Annotated in this window: 16 protein-coding genes; 11 read left to right on the top strand and 5 right to left on the bottom strand. The window is 62.1% G+C overall.

The features are described from left to right. Positions 1-51 precede the first annotated feature (51 nt). The 5 genes from AC1DQM_RS04880 to AC1DQM_RS04860 all read left to right on the top strand — a co-directional run bounded on the left by AC1DQM_RS04880 (position 52) and on the right by AC1DQM_RS04860 (position 7,352). Positions 52-2,475 (top strand): efflux RND transporter permease subunit, encoded by a 2,424-nt coding sequence (locus tag AC1DQM_RS04880; RefSeq protein ID WP_138867363.1) that lies wholly within the window; start codon positions 52-54, stop codon positions 2,473-2,475. Positions 2,476-2,619: 144 nt separating this feature from the next. Continuing rightward, positions 2,620-3,603: a helix-turn-helix domain-containing protein gene (locus AC1DQM_RS04875; RefSeq protein WP_138867364.1), complete on the top strand. Its 984-nt coding sequence runs from the start codon at positions 2,620-2,622 to the stop codon at positions 3,601-3,603. 78 nt (positions 3,604-3,681) lie between these two features. Continuing rightward, on the top strand, positions 3,682-4,617 hold the full coding sequence (locus AC1DQM_RS04870) for a SphA family protein (protein WP_138867365.1): 936 nt from the start codon (positions 3,682-3,684) through the stop codon (positions 4,615-4,617). A gap of 10 nt (positions 4,618-4,627) precedes the next feature. After that, the gene (locus AC1DQM_RS04865) at positions 4,628-5,875 is read left to right on the top strand and encodes an MFS transporter (protein ID WP_138867366.1); all 1,248 of its coding nucleotides are present in this window, start codon (positions 4,628-4,630) and stop codon (positions 5,873-5,875) included. 16 nt (positions 5,876-5,891) lie between these two features. Next, positions 5,892-7,352 carry an amidase gene (locus AC1DQM_RS04860; RefSeq protein WP_138867367.1) on the top strand — a complete coding sequence of 487 codons (1,461 nt, stop codon included), beginning with the start codon at positions 5,892-5,894 and terminating at the stop codon, positions 7,350-7,352. Positions 7,353-7,410: 58 nt separating this feature from the next. On the opposite strand, the gene mhpT is transcribed toward AC1DQM_RS04860, so the two are convergent. Further along, on the bottom strand, positions 7,411-8,637 hold the full coding sequence (gene mhpT, locus AC1DQM_RS04855) for a 3-(3-hydroxy-phenyl)propionate transporter MhpT (RefSeq protein ID WP_138867368.1): 1,227 nt from the start codon (positions 8,635-8,637) through the stop codon (positions 7,411-7,413). Between the two features lie 332 nt (positions 8,638-8,969). Between mhpT and AC1DQM_RS04850 the strand changes: the two genes are divergently transcribed. Continuing rightward, complete coding sequence (locus AC1DQM_RS04850; protein ID WP_019649001.1) at positions 8,970-10,280, top strand: OprD family porin; 1,311 nt, start codon at positions 8,970-8,972, stop codon at positions 10,278-10,280. A 6-nt stretch (positions 10,281-10,286) separates the two neighbouring features. Here AC1DQM_RS04850 and AC1DQM_RS04845 read toward each other — a convergent pair whose 3' ends face one another. Further along, on the bottom strand, positions 10,287-10,775 hold the full coding sequence (locus AC1DQM_RS04845) for a MarR family winged helix-turn-helix transcriptional regulator (protein WP_018927890.1): 489 nt from the start codon (positions 10,773-10,775) through the stop codon (positions 10,287-10,289). 212 nt (positions 10,776-10,987) lie between these two features. On the opposite strand from AC1DQM_RS04845, the gene AC1DQM_RS04840 reads away from it, so the two are divergent. The 5 genes from AC1DQM_RS04840 to AC1DQM_RS04820 all read left to right on the top strand — a co-directional run bounded on the left by AC1DQM_RS04840 (position 10,988) and on the right by AC1DQM_RS04820 (position 17,450). After that, the gene (locus AC1DQM_RS04840; RefSeq protein WP_007895816.1) at positions 10,988-11,818 is read left to right on the top strand and encodes a p-hydroxycinnamoyl CoA hydratase/lyase; all 831 of its coding nucleotides are present in this window, start codon (positions 10,988-10,990) and stop codon (positions 11,816-11,818) included. 127 nt (positions 11,819-11,945) lie between these two features. After that, on the top strand, positions 11,946-13,394 hold the full coding sequence (locus tag AC1DQM_RS04835) for an aldehyde dehydrogenase (RefSeq protein WP_138867369.1): 1,449 nt from the start codon (positions 11,946-11,948) through the stop codon (positions 13,392-13,394). A gap of 143 nt (positions 13,395-13,537) precedes the next feature. After that, positions 13,538-15,421, top strand: a complete 1,884-nt coding sequence (locus tag AC1DQM_RS04830) for a feruloyl-CoA synthase (protein ID WP_138867370.1) — start codon at positions 13,538-13,540, stop codon at positions 15,419-15,421. Next, a complete protein-coding gene (locus AC1DQM_RS04825; protein ID WP_138867371.1) occupies positions 15,418-16,659 on the top strand; it encodes a thiolase family protein in 1,242 nt (413 codons plus the stop codon). The genes AC1DQM_RS04830 and AC1DQM_RS04825 overlap by 4 nt, the downstream gene beginning before the upstream one ends. A gap of 77 nt (positions 16,660-16,736) precedes the next feature. Further along, positions 16,737-17,450 (top strand): GntR family transcriptional regulator, encoded by a 714-nt coding sequence (locus AC1DQM_RS04820; protein ID WP_018927894.1) that lies wholly within the window; start codon positions 16,737-16,739, stop codon positions 17,448-17,450. A gap of 10 nt (positions 17,451-17,460) precedes the next feature. Here the strand turns inward: AC1DQM_RS04820 and AC1DQM_RS04815 are convergent, their stop codons facing one another. From AC1DQM_RS04815 to AC1DQM_RS04805, 3 genes are all read right to left on the bottom strand, one after another. Continuing rightward, a complete protein-coding gene (locus tag AC1DQM_RS04815) occupies positions 17,461-18,411 on the bottom strand; it encodes a PDR/VanB family oxidoreductase (RefSeq protein ID WP_138867372.1) in 951 nt (316 codons plus the stop codon). Further along, a complete protein-coding gene (locus tag AC1DQM_RS04810; protein WP_138867373.1) occupies positions 18,408-19,454 on the bottom strand; it encodes an aromatic ring-hydroxylating oxygenase subunit alpha in 1,047 nt (348 codons plus the stop codon). Before AC1DQM_RS04810 ends, AC1DQM_RS04815 begins: the two co-directional genes overlap by 4 nt. A gap of 128 nt (positions 19,455-19,582) precedes the next feature. After that, positions 19,583-21,070 carry an aldehyde dehydrogenase family protein gene (locus AC1DQM_RS04805; protein WP_018927897.1) on the bottom strand — a complete coding sequence of 496 codons (1,488 nt, stop codon included), beginning with the start codon at positions 21,068-21,070 and terminating at the stop codon, positions 19,583-19,585. Positions 21,071-21,308 lie beyond the last annotated feature (238 nt).

Genomic DNA, 21,308 nt, shown 5'->3' with positions numbered 1-21,308 from the left:
TCTTCACGGTGCAGCGCTATCGGGCCACGGCCCGTGCAACAGGAGTCAGACTTGAAAGACGACAAAACCCAAACCGTGATTGGCCGCCTGGCAGACTTCGACCAGGCGTCGGGCAACTTCGCCGAGCGGGCGATCTTCAACCATCGACCGCTGGTGATCCTGCTGTGTCTGCTGGTGACGCTGGTGCTCGGCTGGCAAGCCACGCGCATCGGCATCAATGCCAGTTATGAGAAAACCATTCCCACGGGGCATCCCTATGTCGCCAACTTTCTGGAGAATCGCAGTGAGTTGAGTGGCCTGGGCAACTCGCTGCGGATCGCCGTGGAGGTCAAACAAGGCAGCATTTTCACCAAGGACTATCTCGACACCTTGGCCAGGCTCAACGACGAGCTCTATCTGCTGCCGGGTGTCGACCGGCCCTACATGAAATCGTTATGGACCCCGACCACGCGCTGGACCGCCGTGACCGAGGAGGGGCTCGATGGCGGCACCGTGATCCCCGACGACTACGATGGCTCGGCGGCCAGTATCGAACAGGTGCGGACCAACGTCGCGCGTTCCGGTGAGGTCGGTCAATTGGTGGCCGGCAACTTCAAGTCCAGCGTGATCTTCGTGCCGTTGCTGGACATCAGTCCGCAGACCGGCAAGGCCCTGGACTACGGCGAGTTTTCCCGGCAACTGGAAGCCCTGCGGGACAAGTACCAGAGCGATGACCTGCGGATTCACATCACCGGTTTCACCAAAATCGTCGGCGACCTGATCGAGGGGCTGACCCAGGTTTTGCTGTTCTTCGTGGTGGCGGTACTGGTGACGGTGTTGGTGCTGTTTGGCTATACCCGCTGCGCGCGCAGCACGCTGGTGGTGGTGACGTGTTCGCTGGTGGCGGTGCTCTGGCAGCTGGGTCTGCTCGCCATCCTCGGTTATGAATTGGACCCGTACTCGGCGCTGGTGCCGTTTCTGGTGTTCGCCATTGGCATGAGCCACGGCGCGCAGAAGATGAACGGCATCATGCAGGACGTCGGTCGCGGCACCCACCGGGTGGTGGCCGCGCGTTATACCTTCCGCCGACTGTTCGCGGCCGGCATGACCGCGTTGCTCTGTGATGCGGTGGGCTTCGCGGTGCTGCTGCTGATCAATATCCGGGTGATTCAGGATCTGGCGATCACCGCCAGCCTCGGCGTGGCGGTGCTGATCTTCACCAACCTGATTCTGTTGCCGATCCTGCTCAGCTATATCGGTGTCAGCCCGGCAGCGGCGCAACGCAGCCTGAGTTCGGAAAACGCCGAACTGCAGGCGCAGATCAAGCATCCGTTATGGCGCGTGCTCGATTTGTTCACCCAACGGCGCTGGGCCATGGGCGCCATGCTGGGCGGTCTGCTGCTGGCAGCGTTCGGTTTTGCCGTGAGCCTGCACCTGAAGATCGGCGATCTCGATCCCGGCGCCCCGGAGTTGCGGGCTGACTCGCGCTACAACCGCGACGCGCTGTTCATGACCCAGAACTATGCGGCCAGCTCGGATATTTTCGTGGTCATGATCAAGACTCCGGAAGATCAGTGCACCCGTTACGCGAGCCTGTCGGCAGTGGATGCGTTGGCCTGGCGGCTGGAGCAATTGCCCGGCGTGGAGTCGACCACCTCGATGGCGGCGCTGAGCAAAATCGCCACTGCCGGTTACAACGAAGGCAACTTCAAATGGTATGAGCTGATCCCCAATGATGGTGCACTGGGCGCCGTGCAAACCCGTGCACCGAGGGAGCTGTTCAATCAGGGCTGCTCGATGTTGTCGCTGTACGTTTACCTGGCCGATCACAAGGCCGATACCCTGAATCGGGTGGTGGAGGCCAGCGAGAAATTCATCAGCGAGCATCAGATCACAGAGGTCAAATTCATGCTCGCCGCCGGCAGCGCCGGGATCGAAGCCGCGACCAATATCGTGGTGAAAAAATCCATGCGCGAGATGCTGTTCTGGGTCTACGGCGCGGTCAGCCTGTTGTGCCTGCTGACCTTCCGCAGCTGGCGCGCAACCCTTTGCGCGATGCTGCCGCTGATGCTCACCTCGATACTGTGCGAGGCGCTGATGGTGGGGCTGGGCATGGGGGTTAAAGTCGCGACACTGCCGGTAATCGCATTGGGCGTGGGCATTGGCATCGACTACGCGCTGTATGTCTTGAGTGTAATCCTGGCTCGCATGCGTGCCGGCGACACCCTGGCCCAGGCGTATTACCAGGCGCTGCTGTTCACCGGCAAAGTGGTGTTGCTGACCGGCATGACCCTGGCGGTCGCAGTGTCGACCTGGGCGTTCTCACCGATCAAGTTCCAGGCCGACATGGGGATTCTGCTGGCGTTCATGTTCCTGGTGAACATGCTCGGCGCCCTGATCCTGCTGCCGGCCCTGGCCTGGCTGCTGCTGCCGCAGAAGGTCTTCGCAAAAAAGCCTGAAGCGAGCCGGCATGGGCTGTTGGTCAAGGAGGGCTGAGGACTCGGCAAGCGCTACACGAGGACGGGGACAGTGAGGACCGACTAGCCGTTTTCGGCACAATTGCGCCAATGCCTGTTACGGCGGAATGGAACTTGCCTCCCCAACGGCCTGCAAGCCTTGTGTGCCCAACAGGAAAGGTCCATGAATAACAATAACCCTAGCGTGGAAGGCGCCACCGGTACGCCGGACATGACTGCGGCGATTCATCGTTATCGCACCAACGACATCGATCAGCACGCACAGAACATGGACGGCTGGCAGGTACGCTATGACCAGCTGACGCCCGGTCGCTTCGAAGGTGAGTTGATCGAGTTTCGCGCCGGATGGATGCAACTGGCGCGCGACCGCTCTAATCAGGCGATGCTCAAGAGTGGCAGCGCCTGGAAGGGAGCCATCACCTTCAGCGTGCCGCTGAGCGCTCAGGGGGCGGTGTTTTGTGCGGGGCATCCGATTCATGATGCGAGCCTGTTGGTGGCCCATGGTGATCACTTGCCCGATCTGCGCACGCCCGAACATCTGGATCTGTTGGGGGTGGCGGTTGATGTCCAGGCCCTTGAACATGTGCTGGAGCGCCAGGGCGCCCGGTTTCAAATTACCGATCTTCCCAAGTGTTACCGTCTGGGGGCTTCCTCGGTGCAGGCTGAGTTGGCGGCGCTGTTCGACGAGCTGGCCGCTGCCGATCAGGGCCACGACAGCCTGCTGGGCTATGAGGCGATCCGTCATGGCATTCGCGATGCCGTGATGGTGCAACTGCTGGAACTGGTCGCGCCGGATCAGGCCGCGCCCCTTAACCCGACGGCGCGCAAACGCATGGTTGATCGTGCCAGGGAATACGCGTTGGGGCATCTGGATGAACCATTGTCGATCCTCGATCTGTGCAATCACATCGGCGCCAGCCGACGCAAACTCCAGTACTGTTTCCAGGAAACCCTGGGTATCAATCCGGTGGCGTATTTAAGGGCGTTGCGCCTCAATGCAGTGCGTCGTGAACTGCGTGACAGCCCCCATGAACATGGGGTGCAAGAGGTGGCGGCGCGTTGGGGCTTCTGGCACCTGAGTCGCTTTGCCAGCGATTACCGCACACTGTTCGGAGAGACGCCCTCACAGACCTTGCGTCGCCATTAACTGTGCTGAAAACGGATAACCCGCCTACCGGAGTCGTTACTAGGATGGCCCACACCATTTGGTTGGGAGGGGCATTCGATGAATCACAAGAACAACAACTCAGGCATCAGCCGCGTCACTGTGTTTACCCTGGGGCTGTTCGGCCTGTGCGCCGGAGCACAGGCCACTGAAAACGGAGCGCCGACCACCGCGGTAGGCGTCTATGACTTCGGCGCCGGGATGATGCCGCCGGCCACGCCATTCGGCACCCTGGGCCTGCGCACGGCCTACTATTCGGCCAACGTGCAGAAGGACCGCCACGGTCGTTCTCTGGACAACAATCTCTCCCTGGACGTGCTGTCCATCGGCCTGGCCTATATGCGCATGACGGACTACAGCGTCCTCGGTGCCCAATACGGTTTCGGCACGGTGGTGCCTTTCTTCAAGATGGATGCTTCCCTGGAGGTGCCGACGCCGGGCGGTCCGTTGAAGCTTGAGGCCGATCCGTTCCGCCTGGCAGACGTGCAGTTTCTGCCGCTGATCCTGCAGTGGAACCTGTCGCCCAACCTGTTCGTCAACACCCAGTTTCAGATCCAGGCCCCCACCGGCGACTACGACAAGAACCGGCTGATTTCCCCCGGGCTCAATCACTGGACTTTTTCCCCCATCGTCAATGCCACTTACATCAGTGACACCGGCTTCGAGGTGTCATCGAGCTTCGAGGTGGACATCAACACGCGCAACCCTGCCACTGACTACAAGAACGGCGTGGAGTACCGGCATGAGTTCGCCGTGGGCCAGCACTTCGGCCCCTGGACCGCCGGTATCGGCGGGTACTACTACCGTCAGTTCACCGATGACGACGCCCCGGGCCTGACGAGTGGCAATCGCGCCAGGGTGCTGGCCGTGGGACCGGCGGTGAGCTACGTCAAACCGGGCCTGCCGCCGGTCTGGCTGCACCTCTACAAAGAGCAGGGCGCGAGCAACCGCGCCGAGGGCTACACCGTCGCCTTGCGCGTTTCCCAAAGTTTCTGAGGACCGGACCATGACTTCTGTGCATTGCGCTTCAACCCTGGCGACGCCTGTCGTGCGTCAGGCCACGGGACGCCGCGAAGGGCTGGTGCTGGTGCTGGGCAGCAGCCTGACCATCATGGGCTCGGTGATGATCGCGCCGATCCTGCCCAAACTCGGTGCCGAGTTCGGGCCGCTCACTTCCCGGGCCGACCTGCTGGTGCCACTGGCGGTCACCGGACCGGCGCTGGCGATTGCGGTGTGCGCGCCTCTGGCCGGTTGGCTCGCCGATCGAGTCGGGCGCAAGGCGTTGCTGGTGATCGCCACCTTGCTCTATGCCTTGCTCGGCGCGTTGCCGGCGGTGCTGGGAGATCTGCAGTCCATCGTCGCCGTGCGCCTGCTGTTCGGGGTGGCCGAGGCGGCGGTGATGACCTGTTGCGCGACCCTGATCGGTGACTATTGGCAGGGCGAGGAACGCTTGCGCTACATCAACCGTCAGGTGGTCACCATCGGTTTGGTCGGTGCGTTGTTCTTCGTCGTTGGTGGCGCTTTGGGCGAGCACTCCTGGCGCTTGCCGTTCCTCCTCTATTTGCTGCCGCTGCTGCTGGTGCCGGCCATGGTGAAGGTGCTCTGGGAGCCGGCTCGTACGCAGCCGTCCGTTGAGGTTCAGGGACCGGAGCGGGTGGCGATTCTGCCGCTGGTGTTGGGTTATCTGCTGATTCTCGTTGGCATGGTGCTGAGCTTTGTGGTGCCGGTACAGACGCCCATTTTGCTGGTGGGTCTCGGGGTCACATCCAGCACCCTGATTGGCCTGTCCGCCGGCTTGAGCCTGCTGGCCACCCTGGGCGGTTCCCTGGCCTGGCCGCTGCTGCGTCGACGCTTGGGGATCGCCGGCACCAATGCGGTGTTGCTGCTGTTGTTGGCGCTCGGGTTGTGGTTGCTGATGCGCGGGCAAAGCTACAACCAAGTGGTGTTGGCTGTGGTGATCCATGGCCTGGGCGCGGGATTGCTGGTGCCCAATGTCATGGCGCCGATGATGGAGGCCTTGAGTGCTAGAACCCGTGGTCGGGGATTGGGAGGCTTCACCGCGTGCCTGTATTTCGGTCAGTTCGTCAGCCCCTTGGTGGTGGCGATGCTCGGCGCATTTGCCGGCGACCTGCGTCACGCCATCGAATGGCTGGCCTTTGCCAGTCTTGCTGCCGCGTTGCTTTGGGCGATCGCCGGGTTATCGCGCCGCCGCTCGAACTCTTCCGTGCCATCCACCCATTCGTCATTGAAATAGATCCGGAGTATCAAACATGCAAGACATCCATCAGTTGTTGGACAAGGAAGACGCCACCGGCCTGGCCGCTTGGGTCAGGCGTGGTGAAGTGCAGCCCGTGGAGCTGGTCGACGCAGTGATCGAGCGACTGGAGCGGGTTGAACCGCAACTCAACGCAGTGGCCGAGCGGCTCTACGACAAGGCCCGCGAGGCAGCGCTCGAACCTCAGGTTCGGGACGGACTGTTTGCCGGTGTGCCGACCTTGATCAAGGACCTGTTCGCGCCGGTGCAGGGTGCCGCAATGACCAATGGTTCGCTGGCGCTGGGCGGGGCCCGCGCCGATTTCGAATCCGAGGTGGTGATCCGCCTGCGCCGCGCCGGTTGCCTGATCGTCGGCACCAGCACGGCACCAGAGTTCGGCACATCCTATTCCACCGAGTCGACACGTTTCGGCGCCACCCGCAATCCGTGGAACACCGAGCACAGCGCCGGCGGCTCCAGCGGCGGGGCGGCGGCCCTGGTGGCGGCGCGGGTAGTACCTTTTGCCCACGGCAATGACGGCGGCGGTTCGCTGCGGGTGCCGGCGTCCTGCTGCGGAGTCTTCGGCCTCAAACCCAGCCGTGGTTTGCTGCCCTCCGGGCCAATGATAGGCGAGGGCTGGGCGGGCATGGGCACCAACCACTGCATCACCTTATCGGTACGTGACAGCGCGGCTTTGCTCGACGCCACGGCGGGAATCGATTTGGGTGCGCCCTATGCTGCGCCGCTGTCGGCGCAACCGTATGTGACTGCTGTACAACAGACTCCGCGGCCAATGCGTATCGCCCTGGTGGAGCAGATCGGGTCTTGGCCGACTTCCACACAAAGCCTGGAGGCGGTGCGTCAGGCTGCGAGCCTGTGTGAGTCGCTGGGGCATCGGGTAGAACCCGCCCGGTTACCGGTGGTGCTGCCTGAGTTTCTTGACCAGGTGTTCACTATCATCGGTGCCAGCACGCGAAACTACGTCGACCTGTTGGGCCAATTGCGTGGCGCGCCTGTACAGCCCGAGGAGCTGGAAGCCCGTACGCGGATCATTCTGCGCGACAAGGGCGGGGTCAGTGGCGCGCAATACGCGGCAGCGGTGGAGTGGATTCATGCCCTGGGCCGGCAACTGGCGCTGTTCATGCAGGATTACGACCTGATCCTCAGCCCGACCCTGACCCGTGAACCGGTACCGATCGGCGAGCTGGACCTGCGGGACGACCGCTTGAGTCTCGATGAATTGATCGAGCGCTTCCACAGTTACTCGCCGTTTACCGCGTTGTTCAATGCCAGTGGGCAACCGGCAATGTCGGTACCGCTTCACTGGAGCCCGCAAGGCTTGCCCATGGGCGCGCACTTCGCAGGCCGCTTCGGCGAAGAGGCGACCTTGCTGAGCCTGGCCGCACAACTGGAGCAGGCTCAGCCCTGGCGGCAGCGCGTACCGCCGGTGAATGCGTGCCTGCGCACCACGCCGTAACACGATCTGTAGCAGCAGCCACGCAGGCTCGGCAGCTGCTACAAGGAGGGCGCCCCGGTCAGGTTTTATCCGCAATCGGGTTCGCCGTACGCAACGGCGGCTCGGCCGAGCGGGCAATCACGCTGATGATCGCCAGTGCTGCAATCAGCAGCCCGGGCGAGGTCGCCAGCAAAACTCCGGTGGTGCCAGCCCCGGCCGCCAGAATCTGCCCGGCGGCCAAGGGCCCGGCCACTGATCCGAGGCGACCGATCGCCACCGCAGCGCCGACGCCGGTGGCGCGCACCGAGGTCGGGTACGACGGCGGTGCCAGGGCGTAAAGCACCAGCTGCGCGGCCATCACAAACAACCCGGCAGAAAAACCGGCGATGGCCATGGGGACGATGCCCACCGACAGGCCGACTCCAGCCAGCGCCGCCAGCAACCCGGCGTAGACAAACAGCACCACTTTGATGCCGTTGCAGCGATCCAGCAGCAGTCCGCCGAGCAGGGAACCGAGGGCGCCGCCGATGTTGAACAGCATCTGCACCAGGCCTGCCTGGGGTTTGCTGAAACCCTGTTCCAGCAACAGCGATGGCAGCCAGTTGAGCAGCATGTACATCACTGTCAGGGTGAAGAAGTAGCTCAGCCACAACGCCAGGGTGACGCGGGTCCGGTCTTCGCCGAACAGCGCCTGGCCGGTTGACGCGCGCGCCACGTTGACGCTGTCTTGTTGCTGGCGAAAGGCGCTGGACTCAGGCAGCAGCAGGACCATCAACGGCACCACCAGCAAGGGCACGAGACCACCGATGATGAAGGTCATCTGCCAATGCTCGGCAAACAACATGGCGACCACCGCCGCCAGCGCGCCGCCCAACGGCACGCCGGCATACATGATGCTGATCGCGGTGCCGCGACGTTGCTCACCCACGGCTTCGGCACACAGCGCGATCAGGTTGGGCAGGGCGGCACCCAGGCCCAGGCCCGTCATGAAGCGCGCCAGCAGCAGGCCGGAAAAACTGCTGACATAGGCCGTGTTGAGGGAGAACACGCCGAACAGCAGCACGGCGCCGATGAGGATTTTCTTGCGGCCGATGCGATCGGCGATCCAGCCGCCGAAGAAGGCACCCGGCAGTAAACCGATGATGCCGGCGCTGAATACCCAACCCATCATTTTCGGGTCCAGGGCAAAGGTCTGGCGCAGGCCTGCGGCGGCAGTGCCAGCGGCTTGCAGGTCGAAGCCTTCGATCAGTGCAACGATAAAACACAGGGCGATGGTCAGCGTCGTGCGACGTGATGGGGTGTCCATGGCGAACCTCATTATTGTTTTTGTTGGGGCTTACGGGGGAACGCGAGCCTGATTGCTGTAGGCGATAGCAGGCTGAAATTAAGATTAACAAAGATAACTAAAAAATGAATGACCAAGGTTTTTTACTGAAAAATGCCATTAATTTCATTTAAATCAATGTGATGACATAAGGTTGAAGATGTATTTAAAAAATAGATAATAATATTAATGTTCGATTATCGGTCATTGTGGATTGACGCCACCCTCAGGCGTTTCCATTCTCTGACCGGAGATCCTTGGGGCAACCCGACGATCCCGTTCAAAAAAACAACAACAATAAGTGGACATCGAACATGCCAAATCTCCCTCGGGACGCCCTCGTGGCGATCTCAACCTTACCTGTTCGCGCACGTCATCTGGCCCTGTTGGGTTTGAGTGTGATTGCCACTCCGGCGCTGGCCGAAGGCTTTATCGATGACAGTCACGGCACCTTGACCCTGCGCAATTACTACCTGGATCGGGACTACAAGGACGACGGGGCGAAGACCGCGGCCCGGGAATGGGCCCAGGGTTTTATCATGAATATGGAGTCGGGCTTTACTCCGGGGACTGTTGGTTTTGGCCTGGACGCTCGCGGCCTGATGGGCGTCAAGTTGGACTCGTCGCCGGACCGCAGTGGCACCGAGTTGTTGCCGGTGTCCGCCAGCGACAAGCGTGCGGCGGACGAGTATTCGCGCCTGGCCATGACCGCCAAGATGCGTTTTGCCCAGACCACGGTGAAGACCGGCGATGTGTCGATCTTCCTGCCGTTCGCTTTCGCCAGTCCGTCACGGCTGCTGCCACAGACGTTTCGTGGCACCACCCTCAGTTCAAAGGACATCGACGGGCTGACCTTCAACACTGGCTACATCGATCGCATCAACAAGCGCGATTCCACCAACTACCAGCCGATGAGCATCGCCTCGCCGAACCGGCGTTTCAACGGCGCGGCCACCTCATCGCACATGGCCTATGTCGGTGGCGATTACCAGGTGAACAAGGATCTGAGCCTGCGTGCCTATCACGCCGAAGTGGCGGATCTGTATCAGCAGAACACCCTGGCCTTGCTGCACACGCTGCAGGTAGGCGAGGGCACGTTGACCACTGACTTGCGCAGTTTTTTCAGCGACGAGGACGGCAGCGCCAAGGCCGGCAAGGTGGACAACCGCAACCTCTCGGCGTTGTTCGGTTATCGCTTTGGCGGCCATCGCCTGAGCCTGGGTTATATGCACTCCAGTGGTGACACCGCGACGCCTTACGTGTCGGGCACCGAGTTGATGGGCATGAGTGAGCTGACCATGAGCTCAGACTTTCTCAATGCCAAGGAGCGAACCTGGCAGGCGATCTACGACTATGACTTCGCCGCCGCCGGGGTGCCCGGCCTGAAGAGCCGGCTGCGTTATGTGCGCGGTGACCATATCGAACTGGCGGCGCTGAACGCCGACGACCGCAAGGAGCGGGAGTTCCAGATGGAGCTGGGGTATGTGATCCAGAGTGGCCCGCTGAAGAACGTCGGGCTGATGGCGCGCAAGTCGATCTATCGCAATGACTTCCCCACCGGCGCGGCGTTTCGCGATGAAAACCAGACCCGCTTTCTGGTGCTCTACACCGTGCCGATCTGGTAAGTCGTTTCAGGCCTGATAGACCTTCTTCAGCAACCTGAGCAGTTCTTCGCGTTCCTGACTGTCGAGGGCGGACGTGGCATCCATGTCGCTCTCGGCAGCGATCAGTTTCAGCTCCTTGAGCAGGGTTTCGCCGGTCTTGCTGAGAAAAATCCCGTAGGAGCGTTTGTCCGGTTTGCAGCGCACTCGCACCGCCAGCGCCCGGCTTTCCAGTTTGTTCAGCAGCGGCACCACTTGCGGTGGCTCGATGGCCAGTGCCTTGGCCAGGTCGGCCTGCATCAGCCCGGGGTTCTGGTCGATGATCGCCAGGGCCGAGAACTGCGCCGGGCGCAAGTCGTGGGCCGAGAGCCGGCCAATCAGGTTCTGGAACAGTTTCAGTTGCGCCCGGCGCATGGCGTAACCGATCAGGTCGTCGAGGGCTGCGTCCAGCGACGCCTGGGTTTCGGGGCTGTCGGCAGGCGCCTCGGGGGCGGCGGCAATCTTGGAAGACTTGGCCATTGCAGGGTGAATCCTCGGGCTGGCGGTTAAGAAGGCTATCTAGTTTGCCGAGATTGGCCGGGGATAGCCACGACCTCTTTCAGATTTCTAGGCGCTGCGCCCGTTTCAGGCACGAAAACAACTCGGTTAATTTTATTAATAGTTAATTGACATAACTATATTTGCGGTTTAGTTTTTACCCATCGTCAAGCCAAGAACAAGAGAGCATCGCCATGAGCAATTACGAAGGTCGCTGGACAACGGTCAAAGTGGAAATCGAGGAAGGCATCGCTTGGGTCATCCTCAACCGTCCGGAAAAACGCAACGCCATGAGCCCGACCCTGAACCGCGAGATGATCGACGTTCTGGAAACCCTGGAGCAGGATCCGGACGCCGGTGTCCTGGTGCTGACGGGGGCGGGCGAAGCCTGGACTGCAGGCATGGACCTCAAGGAATACTTCCGCGAAGTGGACGCCGGCCCGGAAATCCTTCAGGAAAAAATCCGCCGCGAAGCCTCTCAATGGCAATGGAAACTGCTGCGTATGTACGCCAAGCCGACCATCGCCATGGTCAACGGCTGGTGCTTCGGTGGCGGTTTCAGCCCGCTGGTGGCCTGCGATTTGGCGATCTGCGCCGATGAAGCGACTTTCGGCCTGTCGGAAATCAACTGGGGCATTCCGCCGGGCAACCTGGTGAGCAAGGCCATGGCCGACACCGTGGGCCATCGCCAGTCGCTGTACTACATCATGACCGGCAAGACCTTCGGCGGGCAGAAAGCCGCCGAGATGGGCCTGGTCAACGAGAGCGTGCCGCTGGCGCAACTGCGTGAGGTGACGATCGAACTGGCGCGTAACCTGCTGGAGAAAAACCCGGTGGTGCTGCGCGCAGCCAAGCATGGCTTCAAGCGTTGCCGCGAACTGACCTGGGAGCAGAACGAAGATTACCTGTACGCCAAGCTCGATCAGTCGCGCCTGTTGGACACCGAAGGTGGCCGCGAGCAGGGCATGAAGCAGTTCCTCGACGACAAGAGCATCAAGCCCGGTTTGCAGGCTTACAAACGCTGAAGCCTGGCGTTGCATCAGGCGAGCTGGCCGGGCGATCGAGCGTCCGCCAGCTGTTCGCCCCGGCGCCCAGGCGCTACTGTGAACCCCTCGACTGTATTCCCGATAAAGACAATAAAGAGGAATCACCATGCTGGACGTGCCCCTGCTGATCGGCGGCCAGTCGTGCCCCGCCCGAGACGGTCGAACCTTCGAACGGCGTAATCCGGTGACCGGCGAAATCGTGTCGCGGGTTGCCGCCGCCACCCTGGAAGATGCCGACGCCGCCGTGGCTGCGGCCAAAGCGGCATTCCCCACCTGGGCGCCCCTGGCCCCCAATGAACGACGCACCCGGTTGTTGCGCGCCGCCGAGCAGTTGCAGGCCCGCAGCGCGGAATTCATCGCCGCCGCTGGCGAGACCGGCGCCATGGCCAACTGGTACGGCTTCAATGTGCATCTGGCGTCGAACATGCTGCGTGAAGCGGCATCGATGACCACCCAGATCACCGGCGAAGTCATTCCTTCGGATGTGCCCGGCAGCTTCGCCATGGCCCTGCGTCAACCGTGTGGCGTGGTGCTCGGCATCGCGCCGTGGAACGCCCCAGTCATCCTCGCCACCCGCGCCATCGCCATGCCGCTGGCCTGCGGCAATACTGTGGTGCTCAAAGCGTCGGAGTTGAGCCCGGCGGTGCACCGGCTGATTGGCCAAGTGTTGCAAGACGCCGGCCTCGGTGACGGCGTGGTCAACGTCATCAGCAACGCGCCCCAGGATGCCGCGGCGATTGTCGAACGGTTGATCGCCAACCCGGCGGTGCGTCGGGTCAACTTCACCGGCTCGACCCATGTCGGGCGCATCGTTGGTGAGCTGTCGGCGCGTCATCTCAAGCCGGCGTTGCTGGAACTGGGTGGCAAGGCGCCGTTCCTGGTGCTGGAAGATGCCGACCTGGATGCGGCGGTGGAGGCAGCGGCCTTCGGTGCCTTTTTCAATCAGGGGCAGATCTGCATGTCCACCGAGCGCCTGATCGTCGATGCCAAGGTGGCCGATGCCTTTGTCACCAAACTGGCGGCGAAGATCGCCACCTTGCCCGCCGGCAACCCCAATGCGGAAGGTTCGGTGCTTGGTTCCCTGGTGGACAGCAACGCCGGCGAACGGATCAAACTGATGATCGACGATGCTCTCGACAAGGGCGCAACCCTGGTCGCAGGTGGCCGGTTGGAGGGCAGTATTCTGCAGCCGACTTTGCTCGATAGCGTCACCGATGCCATGCGCCTGTACCGCGAAGAATCCTTTGGCCCGGTGGCGGTGGTGCTGCGCGGTGAGGGCGATGAAGAGCTGCTGCGTCTGGCCAATGATTCCGAGTTCGGCTTGTCGGCGGCGATCTTCAGTCGTGACACCGGCCGTGCTCTGGCCTTGGCCCAGCGGGTCGAGTCGGGCATCTGCCACATCAACGGCCCGACCGTGCACGACGAGGCACAGATGCCTTTCGGCGGGGTCAAGTCCAGCGGCTATGGCAGTTTTGGCGGCAAGGCGTCCATCGAGCACTTCACCCAATTGCGCTGGGTGACCTTGCAGAACGGCCCGCGGCACTACCCGATCTGAGCAGCTGTCGCAGCGTCGGGCGACGTACGCTTGAGAGCGCTCGTCGCCCGCGTGCAGGCCAGAAATAACAATAACAAGGCTGCCATGCCCCAGTTGACTGCTTCGCAGCGGACCGGTGGCGTGCCTTGATGGAGAACAAGCACGTGAGTTCCGAATTCAGATCGCCACCCCAGGCCGAAGCCAGTGCACCGCGCTATCGCCAGGTATCCATTGGCTGTCCTGCGGTCGAAGTCAGCGAAGAGCAGGGCATATTGCATATGCGCTCCCTGGAACCCTTGGCCGAGTTGCCCGTACGCTTGCTCGATCGCCTGGTGCATTGGGCCCGGGTGCGCCCGCAACAGACCTTTGTCGCCGCTCGCCAGGACGGCGGCGACTGGCGCCGGGTGAGTTACGCCGAGATGCTGACCAGCGTCCGCGCCATTGCCCAGAGCCTGCTGACTTATGGTCTGTCGGCCGAGCGACCGCTGGCGATCCTCTCGGGTAATGACATCGAGCATTTGCAGATGGCCCTGGGCGCGATGTACGCCGGCATTCCCTATAGTCCGATTTCCCCGGCCTATTCGTTGTTGTCCCAGGATTTCGCCAAGCTGCGGCATGTCTGCGACCTGCTGCAACCGGGGCTGGTGTTCGTCAGCGACGCCGCGACCTATCAGCGGGCGATTGAGGCGGTGCTGCCGGCCGATACGCCGCTGGTTACCGTGCATGGCCAAGTACCGGGCCGCCGTCAGGCGAGTTTTGCCAGCCTGCTGGAACGGCCCGGCGGTGCCGAGGCCGATTGCGCCTTCACGGCTACCGGGCCAAACAGCATCGCCAAATTCCTGTTTACCTCAGGCTCCACCAAACTGCCCAAGGCGGTGGTCACCACCCAGCGCATGCTCTGCGCCAACCAGCAGATGCTGTTGCAAACCTTCCCGGTGTTCGGCGAAGAACCTCCGGTGCTGGTGGACTGGCTGCCGTGGAATCACACCTTCGGTGGCAGCCACAACGTCGGCATCGTGCTGTACAACGGCGGCACTTTTTACCTGGACGACGGCAAGCCGACCGTTCAGGGTTTTGCTGAAACACTGCGCAACCTCAAGGAAATATCGCCCACCGCCTACCTGACCGTGCCCAAGGGCTGGGAAGAGCTGGTCAACGCTCTGGAGCAGGATGGCGAGTTGCGCGAGCGTTTCTTCTCGCGCATGAAGCTGTTCTTTTTCGCTGCCGCCGGTTTGTCGCAACGGGTTTGGGATCGCCTGGACCGGGTCGCCGAACAGCATTGTGGCGAACGTATTCGCATGATGGCCGGGCTTGGCATGACCGAGGCGTCGCCGTCCTGCACGTTCACCACCGGGCCGCTGTCCATGGCCGGCTACATTGGCCTGCCGGCACCCGGTTGCGAAGTGCGGTTGGTGCCGGTGGACGGCAAGCTGGAAGGGCGCTTTCGCGGGCCGCACATCATGCCCGGTTACTGGCGCGCGCCGCAGCAGACCGCCGAGGTGTTCGACGAGCAGGGTTTCTATTGTTCTGGCGATGCGTTAAAGCTGGCTGACCCCCGTGATCCGCAACTCGGGCTGATGTTCGACGGACGCATCGCCGAGGACTTCAAGCTGAGCTCCGGCGTGTTTGTCAGCGTCGGCCCGTTGCGCAATCGCGCGGTGCTTGAAGGTTCGCCCTATGTTCAGGACCTGGTGGTGGCCGCGCCGGACCGCGAGTGCCTGGGGGCGCTGGTCTTTCCCCGGTTGTATGAATGCCGACGTCTGGCGGGTTTGAGTGCCCACGCCAGCGATGCCGAGGTTCTGGCCAGCGCGCCGGTGCGTCAGTGGTTCAGCGATTGGCTGCAACGGCTCAACCGCGACGCCACCGGTAATGCCAGCCGCCTGGAATGGATCGCGTTGCTCGACGAACCAGCTTCCATCGACCGTGGTGAAATCACCGACAAGGGCTCGATCAATCAGCGTGCGGTGTTGCAGTGGCGTGCCGACAAGGTCGAGGCGCTGTATCGCGGTGAAGAGCCTTCCATCCTGCGCGCCGGACCTCTGCCGTGAACGGTGCGGGGCAGTATTCGAGCTTTAGCGATGTGGCGATTTTCGAAGCCCTGCGCACGCCTTGGGTCGACCTTGGCGGGGCCTTGGCTCAGGTCTCGCCGATCGATCTGGGGATCAAGGTCGGGCGCGAGGTATTGGCCCGCGCCGCTCTCGATCCCTCCTCGGTGGACAGCGTGCTCGCCGGCTCCGTGGCTCAGGCCAGTTTCGATGCTTACCTGCTGCCTCGACATATCGGCCTTTACAGTGGTGTGCCGCAAGAGACTCCGGCGCTGGGGGTGCAGCGCATCTGCGCCACCGGTTTCGAACTCTTGCGGCAGGCCGCCAGGCAGCTGGATGACGGCGTGCAGCTGGCCCTGTGTGTGGCAGCCGAATCGATGTCACGCAACCCGATTGCCGCTTACACCCACCGCAGCGGTTTCCGGCTCGGCGCCGAGGTGGCGTTCAAGGACTTTCTCTGGGAAGCCCTCTACGACCCGGCCCCGGGCGTAGACATGATCACCACCGCCGACAACCTGGCCCGGCGGCATGGCCTGAGCCGCGACGAAGTGGATCGATACGCTCTGTGCAGTCATCAACTGGCATTGCAGGCGCAAGCCGACGGCTGGTTCGAACCGGAACTGGTAGCGATCGGTAATGAGCGTTTTGAGTTGGCCGGCTATCAGCCACGCAATATTCAGTTGCCACGGGGCGTGGACCGCGTAACGCACGATAGCCACCCGCGACCTACCGACCTGAGCGCTTTGGGCCGGTTGCGGTCGGTGCATGCCGGCGGTGTGCAAACGGCCGGCAACAGTTGCGCGGTGGTCGATGGTGCGGCGGCCGCGCTGGTGGGGCGAGCTTCTGCGGCGCGGCGTCCGGTGTTGGCCCATTTGCTGGCCAGTGCCGTGGTGGGCGTGGCACCGGAGTTCATGGGCATCGGCCCGGCGCCGGCGATCCAGTTGCTGCTGCAACGCAGCGGCCTGGCTATTGACGACATCGGCTTGCTGGAAATCAACGAGGCCCAGGCGGCACAGGTGCTGGCCGTGGCGCAGGTGCTTGAACTGGACGGCGACCGCCTCAACCGGCGGGGCGGCTCCATCGCCCTGGGGCATCCCTTGGCCGCCAGCGGGTTGCGTCTGGTGCTGACCCTGGCCAGGCAACTGCGCGAGGGCAATCTGCGTTATGGCATTGCCGCCGCGTGTGTTGGCGGCGGGCAGGGTATGGCGCTGCTGATCGAGAACCCGGCCTATCAAGGCTGAACACCGCGACCTCTGCTCAAACCTGGCGTCTCTCTCTTGCGTTACTATGCAGGCCCACCTTTCTGGAAGTTGCCTGGATGAGTAAGCCCGGTCAAACGGTGTTGGTCGCATTGCGCAAGATGATCGCCTCGGGCGAGCTGGCGGCGGGCGAGCGGTTGATGGAAATCCCCACGGCGCAGCTGTTCGGTGTTTCGCGGATGCCGGTGCGCATGGCGTTCCGCACGCTGGAGCAGGAAGGCTTGCTGGTGCGTTTTGGCGGGCGCGGGTTTCAGGTGCGTTCGGTCAGCCCCGATGACATTGCCGGTGCGGTCGAAGTACGGGGCGTACTCGAAGGCCTGGCGGCGCGTCAGACCGCCGAGCGCGGGCTCTCAGACGAAGCCCGGGCGACCCTCGAACAGTGCCTGATGCAGGGTGATCAGCTGTTCGATAAAGGGTACGTGACCATAGAAGACCTGGAGGTCTATCACGACCTCAACATGCGTTTTCACCAGGTGATCGTCGAGGGAAGCCACAACCCGGCGATCGCCGATGCCCTGGCGCGCAACGATCATTTGCCCTTCGCTTCGGTGACCGCCCTGGCCGTGGACCGCAACGACATGGTCCGGGAATACCGACGCTTCAACTATGCCCACATGCAACACCATTCGGTGTTCGATGCCTTGGTCAACCGCCAGGGCGCGCGTGCCGAAGCGATCATGCGCGAACACGCCAACGCCACGTTGCGCTACGCCGAGGTCTTCGGCTCAGCGACGGCCGAGGAGCGGATGAAGGTCATTCTCCGCTCGGAATAAGCGCGGTTTATCAGATATCCAGTACCAGCAGCGGCGTTTTCGAGCGCGAGCAGCAAGGGGTGAACTGGTCGTTGCAGGCCTGTTCATCCTCGGTGAGGAACAGGTCGCGATGCTCCGGCACCCCCTCCAGAACCCGAGTCAGGCAAGTGCCACAAATGCCTTGTTCACAGGAAATGGCGATCTCGATGCCTTGGTTTTGCAACACCTGCACCACGCTCTTGTCGGCCGGCACCTCGAAGACCTGACCGCTACTGGCGAGCTTGATCGAGAAACTGCCATCGGCGCCAGTGTCGACGGGCGCGGCGGCGAAGTACTCGCGGTGCAGGTATTGTTCCTGCCAGCCCTGCTTCCTGGCCGTGTCCAACACGTGCTGCATGAAGCCGCCGGGGCCACACACATATAAATGAACGTCGTTCAGCGGCGTGGCCAGAACCTTGGCCGCGTCCAGCGCGGTGTCGGGTTCCTGATCGAAATGCAGGAACACCCGGTCGGCAAAAGGCGAGTGCTGCAGGCGTTCGACAAAGGCTGCACGGTCCCGTGATCGGGCACAGTAATGCAGCTCGAAATCCGCGCCACTGTGTGCCAGGCGTTCGGCCATGCACAGGATCGGCGTGATCCCGATACCACCAGCGAACAGCAGGCTGCGCCTGGCCTCATGGACCAACGGGAACAGGTTGCGCGGTTCACTGATCGGCAGGCGGGTGCCGGGGTGGATCTGCTCGTGCATGGCCAGTGAACCACCGCGGGAGGTCGGGTCCTTGAGCACGCCGATCAGGTAGCGATGGCGTTCTTCGGGGTGGTTGCACAGGGAGTATTGCCGGATCAAGCCGCCGGGCAGGTGCACATCGATATGCGCACCGGCGCTGAAGGCCGGCAGCGGTCGGTCATCGACACTGGCCAGTTCATAGCTGCAGATGTCGTGGGCTTCGTTGTTGCGCGATACCACCAGCACTTCGATCATGCCATTGACTCCTGCGGGGCTTGCTCCCTGGCGATCAGGCGCTCCAGAACCCGACGCGACTGCACGCCGCCAGCGTCGATGTTGAGCTTGAGCAAATTGCGCGCGGGATGGCTGAGCAGGTTCTGTTGCTGGCGTTCGAGCATCTCCAGGTCCTCGCTGAAAATCTTGCCCTGTCCCTCGCGAATGCTCGCGGTCAAGGCTTCATCCTGCGGATTGAAGTTGCGCGCCATGCCCCAGAAGTACCAGATCGAGGTCTCGGTTTCCGGCGTGATGAAGTCGACGACGATGCTCGACGCCTTGAACTGCTGGGGAGCCTGATAACCACCATGGCCGGCATGGGCCACGCCGACTTCGATCAGCACATGGCTGGGCGGGGTGAAGCGGCAGATCTGCCAGCGGTCCACCGGCACATCGTCGGCCAGGTTGTTGCCGCGCAGGGCCATGCGCCAGAAGGGCGGGGCCATGATGTTGTCCATGTGGCGGGCGGTGACCACCTCATCGCCTTCGACCGTTGTGACCGGCGGCGCTTCGTCGATTTCCTTTTGGCCGATGCTGGACGCATGAACGTAGGTTTCATGAGTCAGGTCCATCAGGTTGTCGATCATCAGGCGGTAGTCGCACTGGATGTGGAACAGGCCGCCGCCATAGGCCCACTCGTCACTGACGGCCCATTCCAGGTGATGGATCAGCGCCGGGTCGGCCAACGCCTGATCGCCGGGCCAGACCCAAATAAAGCCGTAGCGCTCGACCACGGCAAAGGTCTTGTTGCACGGGAAGCCGCGAACCCGCTGCCCGGGCATTTCCACAGTCCTGCCGTCGCACCCCATCACCAGGCCGTGATAGCCGCACACCAGATTGCCGTTTTCCACATAACCCAAGGACAGCGGCGCGCCGCGATGAGGGCAGAAGTCCTCGACAGCCGCCACCTTACCCTCGTGGCCGCGGTAAAAAACCATCTTTTCACCGCAGATCTGACGGCCCAATGGCTTGCCAGCGATTTCATCGGGCGTGCAGGCGACGTACCAGGTGTTCTTGGGGTACATGGAGATTCTCCAAGGTTGTTTGTTGTTATTTAGTGGATCCATTAATGGTGATTTATTGAGGTTTTGTCAAACTGATTCTGTTTATTAACGATTTGGTGGATCCACTGGTGACTTTGGAATCCTCCGAATCAATAGCGGATCATCACGGATTTCAGCTCCGTGTAGTCGTCGATAAACGCGCCGCCGAATTCACGGCCGATGCCTGAAGACTTGATGCCGCCGAACGGTACTGCCGGGTCGAGGAGGGTGTGCATGTTCACCCAGACGGTGCCGGCTTCGATGCTCGGGATCATGCGCATGGCTTTGGACAAATCGTTGGTCCACAGGCTCGCGCTCAGGCCGTACGGTGTGTTGTTCATCAGTTCGAGCAGCTCGTCTTCGGTGTCGTAGGGGTAGAAGGTGGCGACCGGGCCGAAGGTTTCTTCGTTGAGCAGGGAGTCGTTGACGGTGTTGGCGAGGATCACCGTCGGTTCGACATAACAGCCGGGGCGGTCGATCAGGTTGCCACCGCAGATGATGGTGTTGTTTTCAGCACGGGCCTTGTCGAAAAACGCGCCGAGCTTGAGTTGATGCTGGCGGTTGGTCACCGGGCCGAATTCGGTGCGCTCGTCCAGGGGCGAGCCGATGTTCAGCGTGCTCAAACGTTGGGCCAGTTTGTCCATGATTGGCTCGATCTGTGAGCGATGGGCGAAGAACCGTTCGGCAGCGGCACAGATTTGCCCGGAATGCAGGAAGCCGGCTTCGATGATGCCGTTGACCGCTTTATCCAGATCGACGTCGCGCAGGAACCCCGCCGAGTTTTTGCCGCCCAGTTCCAGGGTGGCGCGGGTCAGGCCGGCACCCATGGCGCTCTGACCGACGGCAATGCCGGTCGGCACCGAGCCGGTGAACGACACCTTGTCGGTGCCCGGGTGTTCGATCAGCCCTTTGCCAACCAGCCCGCCCCCTGTCAGTACGTTCAGTGCGCCGGCCGGGAGACCGGCTTCAATGGCCAGTTCGGCGATCCGCAGGATGGTCAGCGGGGTGAACTCACTGGGTTTGATGATGATGCTGCAACCGGTCACCAGCGCCGAGGCGAGTTTCCAGATAGCGATCATGGTGGAGAAGTTCCACGGCACGATGCCGACCACCACCCCGACGGGTTGGCGCAAGGTGTAGGCGGTATAGCGTTCGCCGGCGAAGGAGGGCAATGACGGGGTGATGGTCTGGCCGCTGATCTTGGTCGCCCAGCCAGCGTAGTAACGCAGAAAGTGAGCGGCCTGATCGACTTCGAAAGCCCTGGAAATCTGGATGATCTTGCCCGATTGGCAGGTTTCGATCTGTGCCAGTTCTTCGCGGTTGCGCTCCAGCAAGTCCGCCAGTTTCAGCAGCACATTGCCCCGCGTCGCCGGTGTGGCCTGGGACCATTGTTTGAAGCCACGTTTGGCCGATTCCACCGCCGCGTCGATATCGGCTGGATCGGCATTGGCGACCTGGGCAATGACCTTGCCAGTGGCAGGGTTGATCACTTCCAGTGTCTGGCTGGAACGGCTCTGGACGTAGCCGCCGTCGATAAACAATGCATGGCTTCGACGGAGGAAGGCTTCAACTTGAGGCAGCAGCGCAATATCGCTCATGGGGGTTTTCCTGATCGCGAACAAGAGAAAAACCCGAGGTTAATCCGTGGGGGCATGCGTGGCTTGACTGTGCCTGCCGTGCTACATGCCCGTGGGTGCCAGAACGGCTTCAAGTGTGGGCAGAATGATTGGATCGTTGCCTTTGAAAAGTACAATCTTGGCTCTGGAAGGTGCATTTTCTACCGCGATGGCGGGTTCCATACTGGCCCTGTATCCGCTGCCGTGCCTCGATTCGGGG

The sequence above is a fragment of the Pseudomonas sp. 01L34 genome (assembly GCF_056400265.1).
The sequence above is the reverse complement of the archived record's forward strand: the minus strand, read 5'-3'. Positions and strand labels throughout refer to the sequence as shown.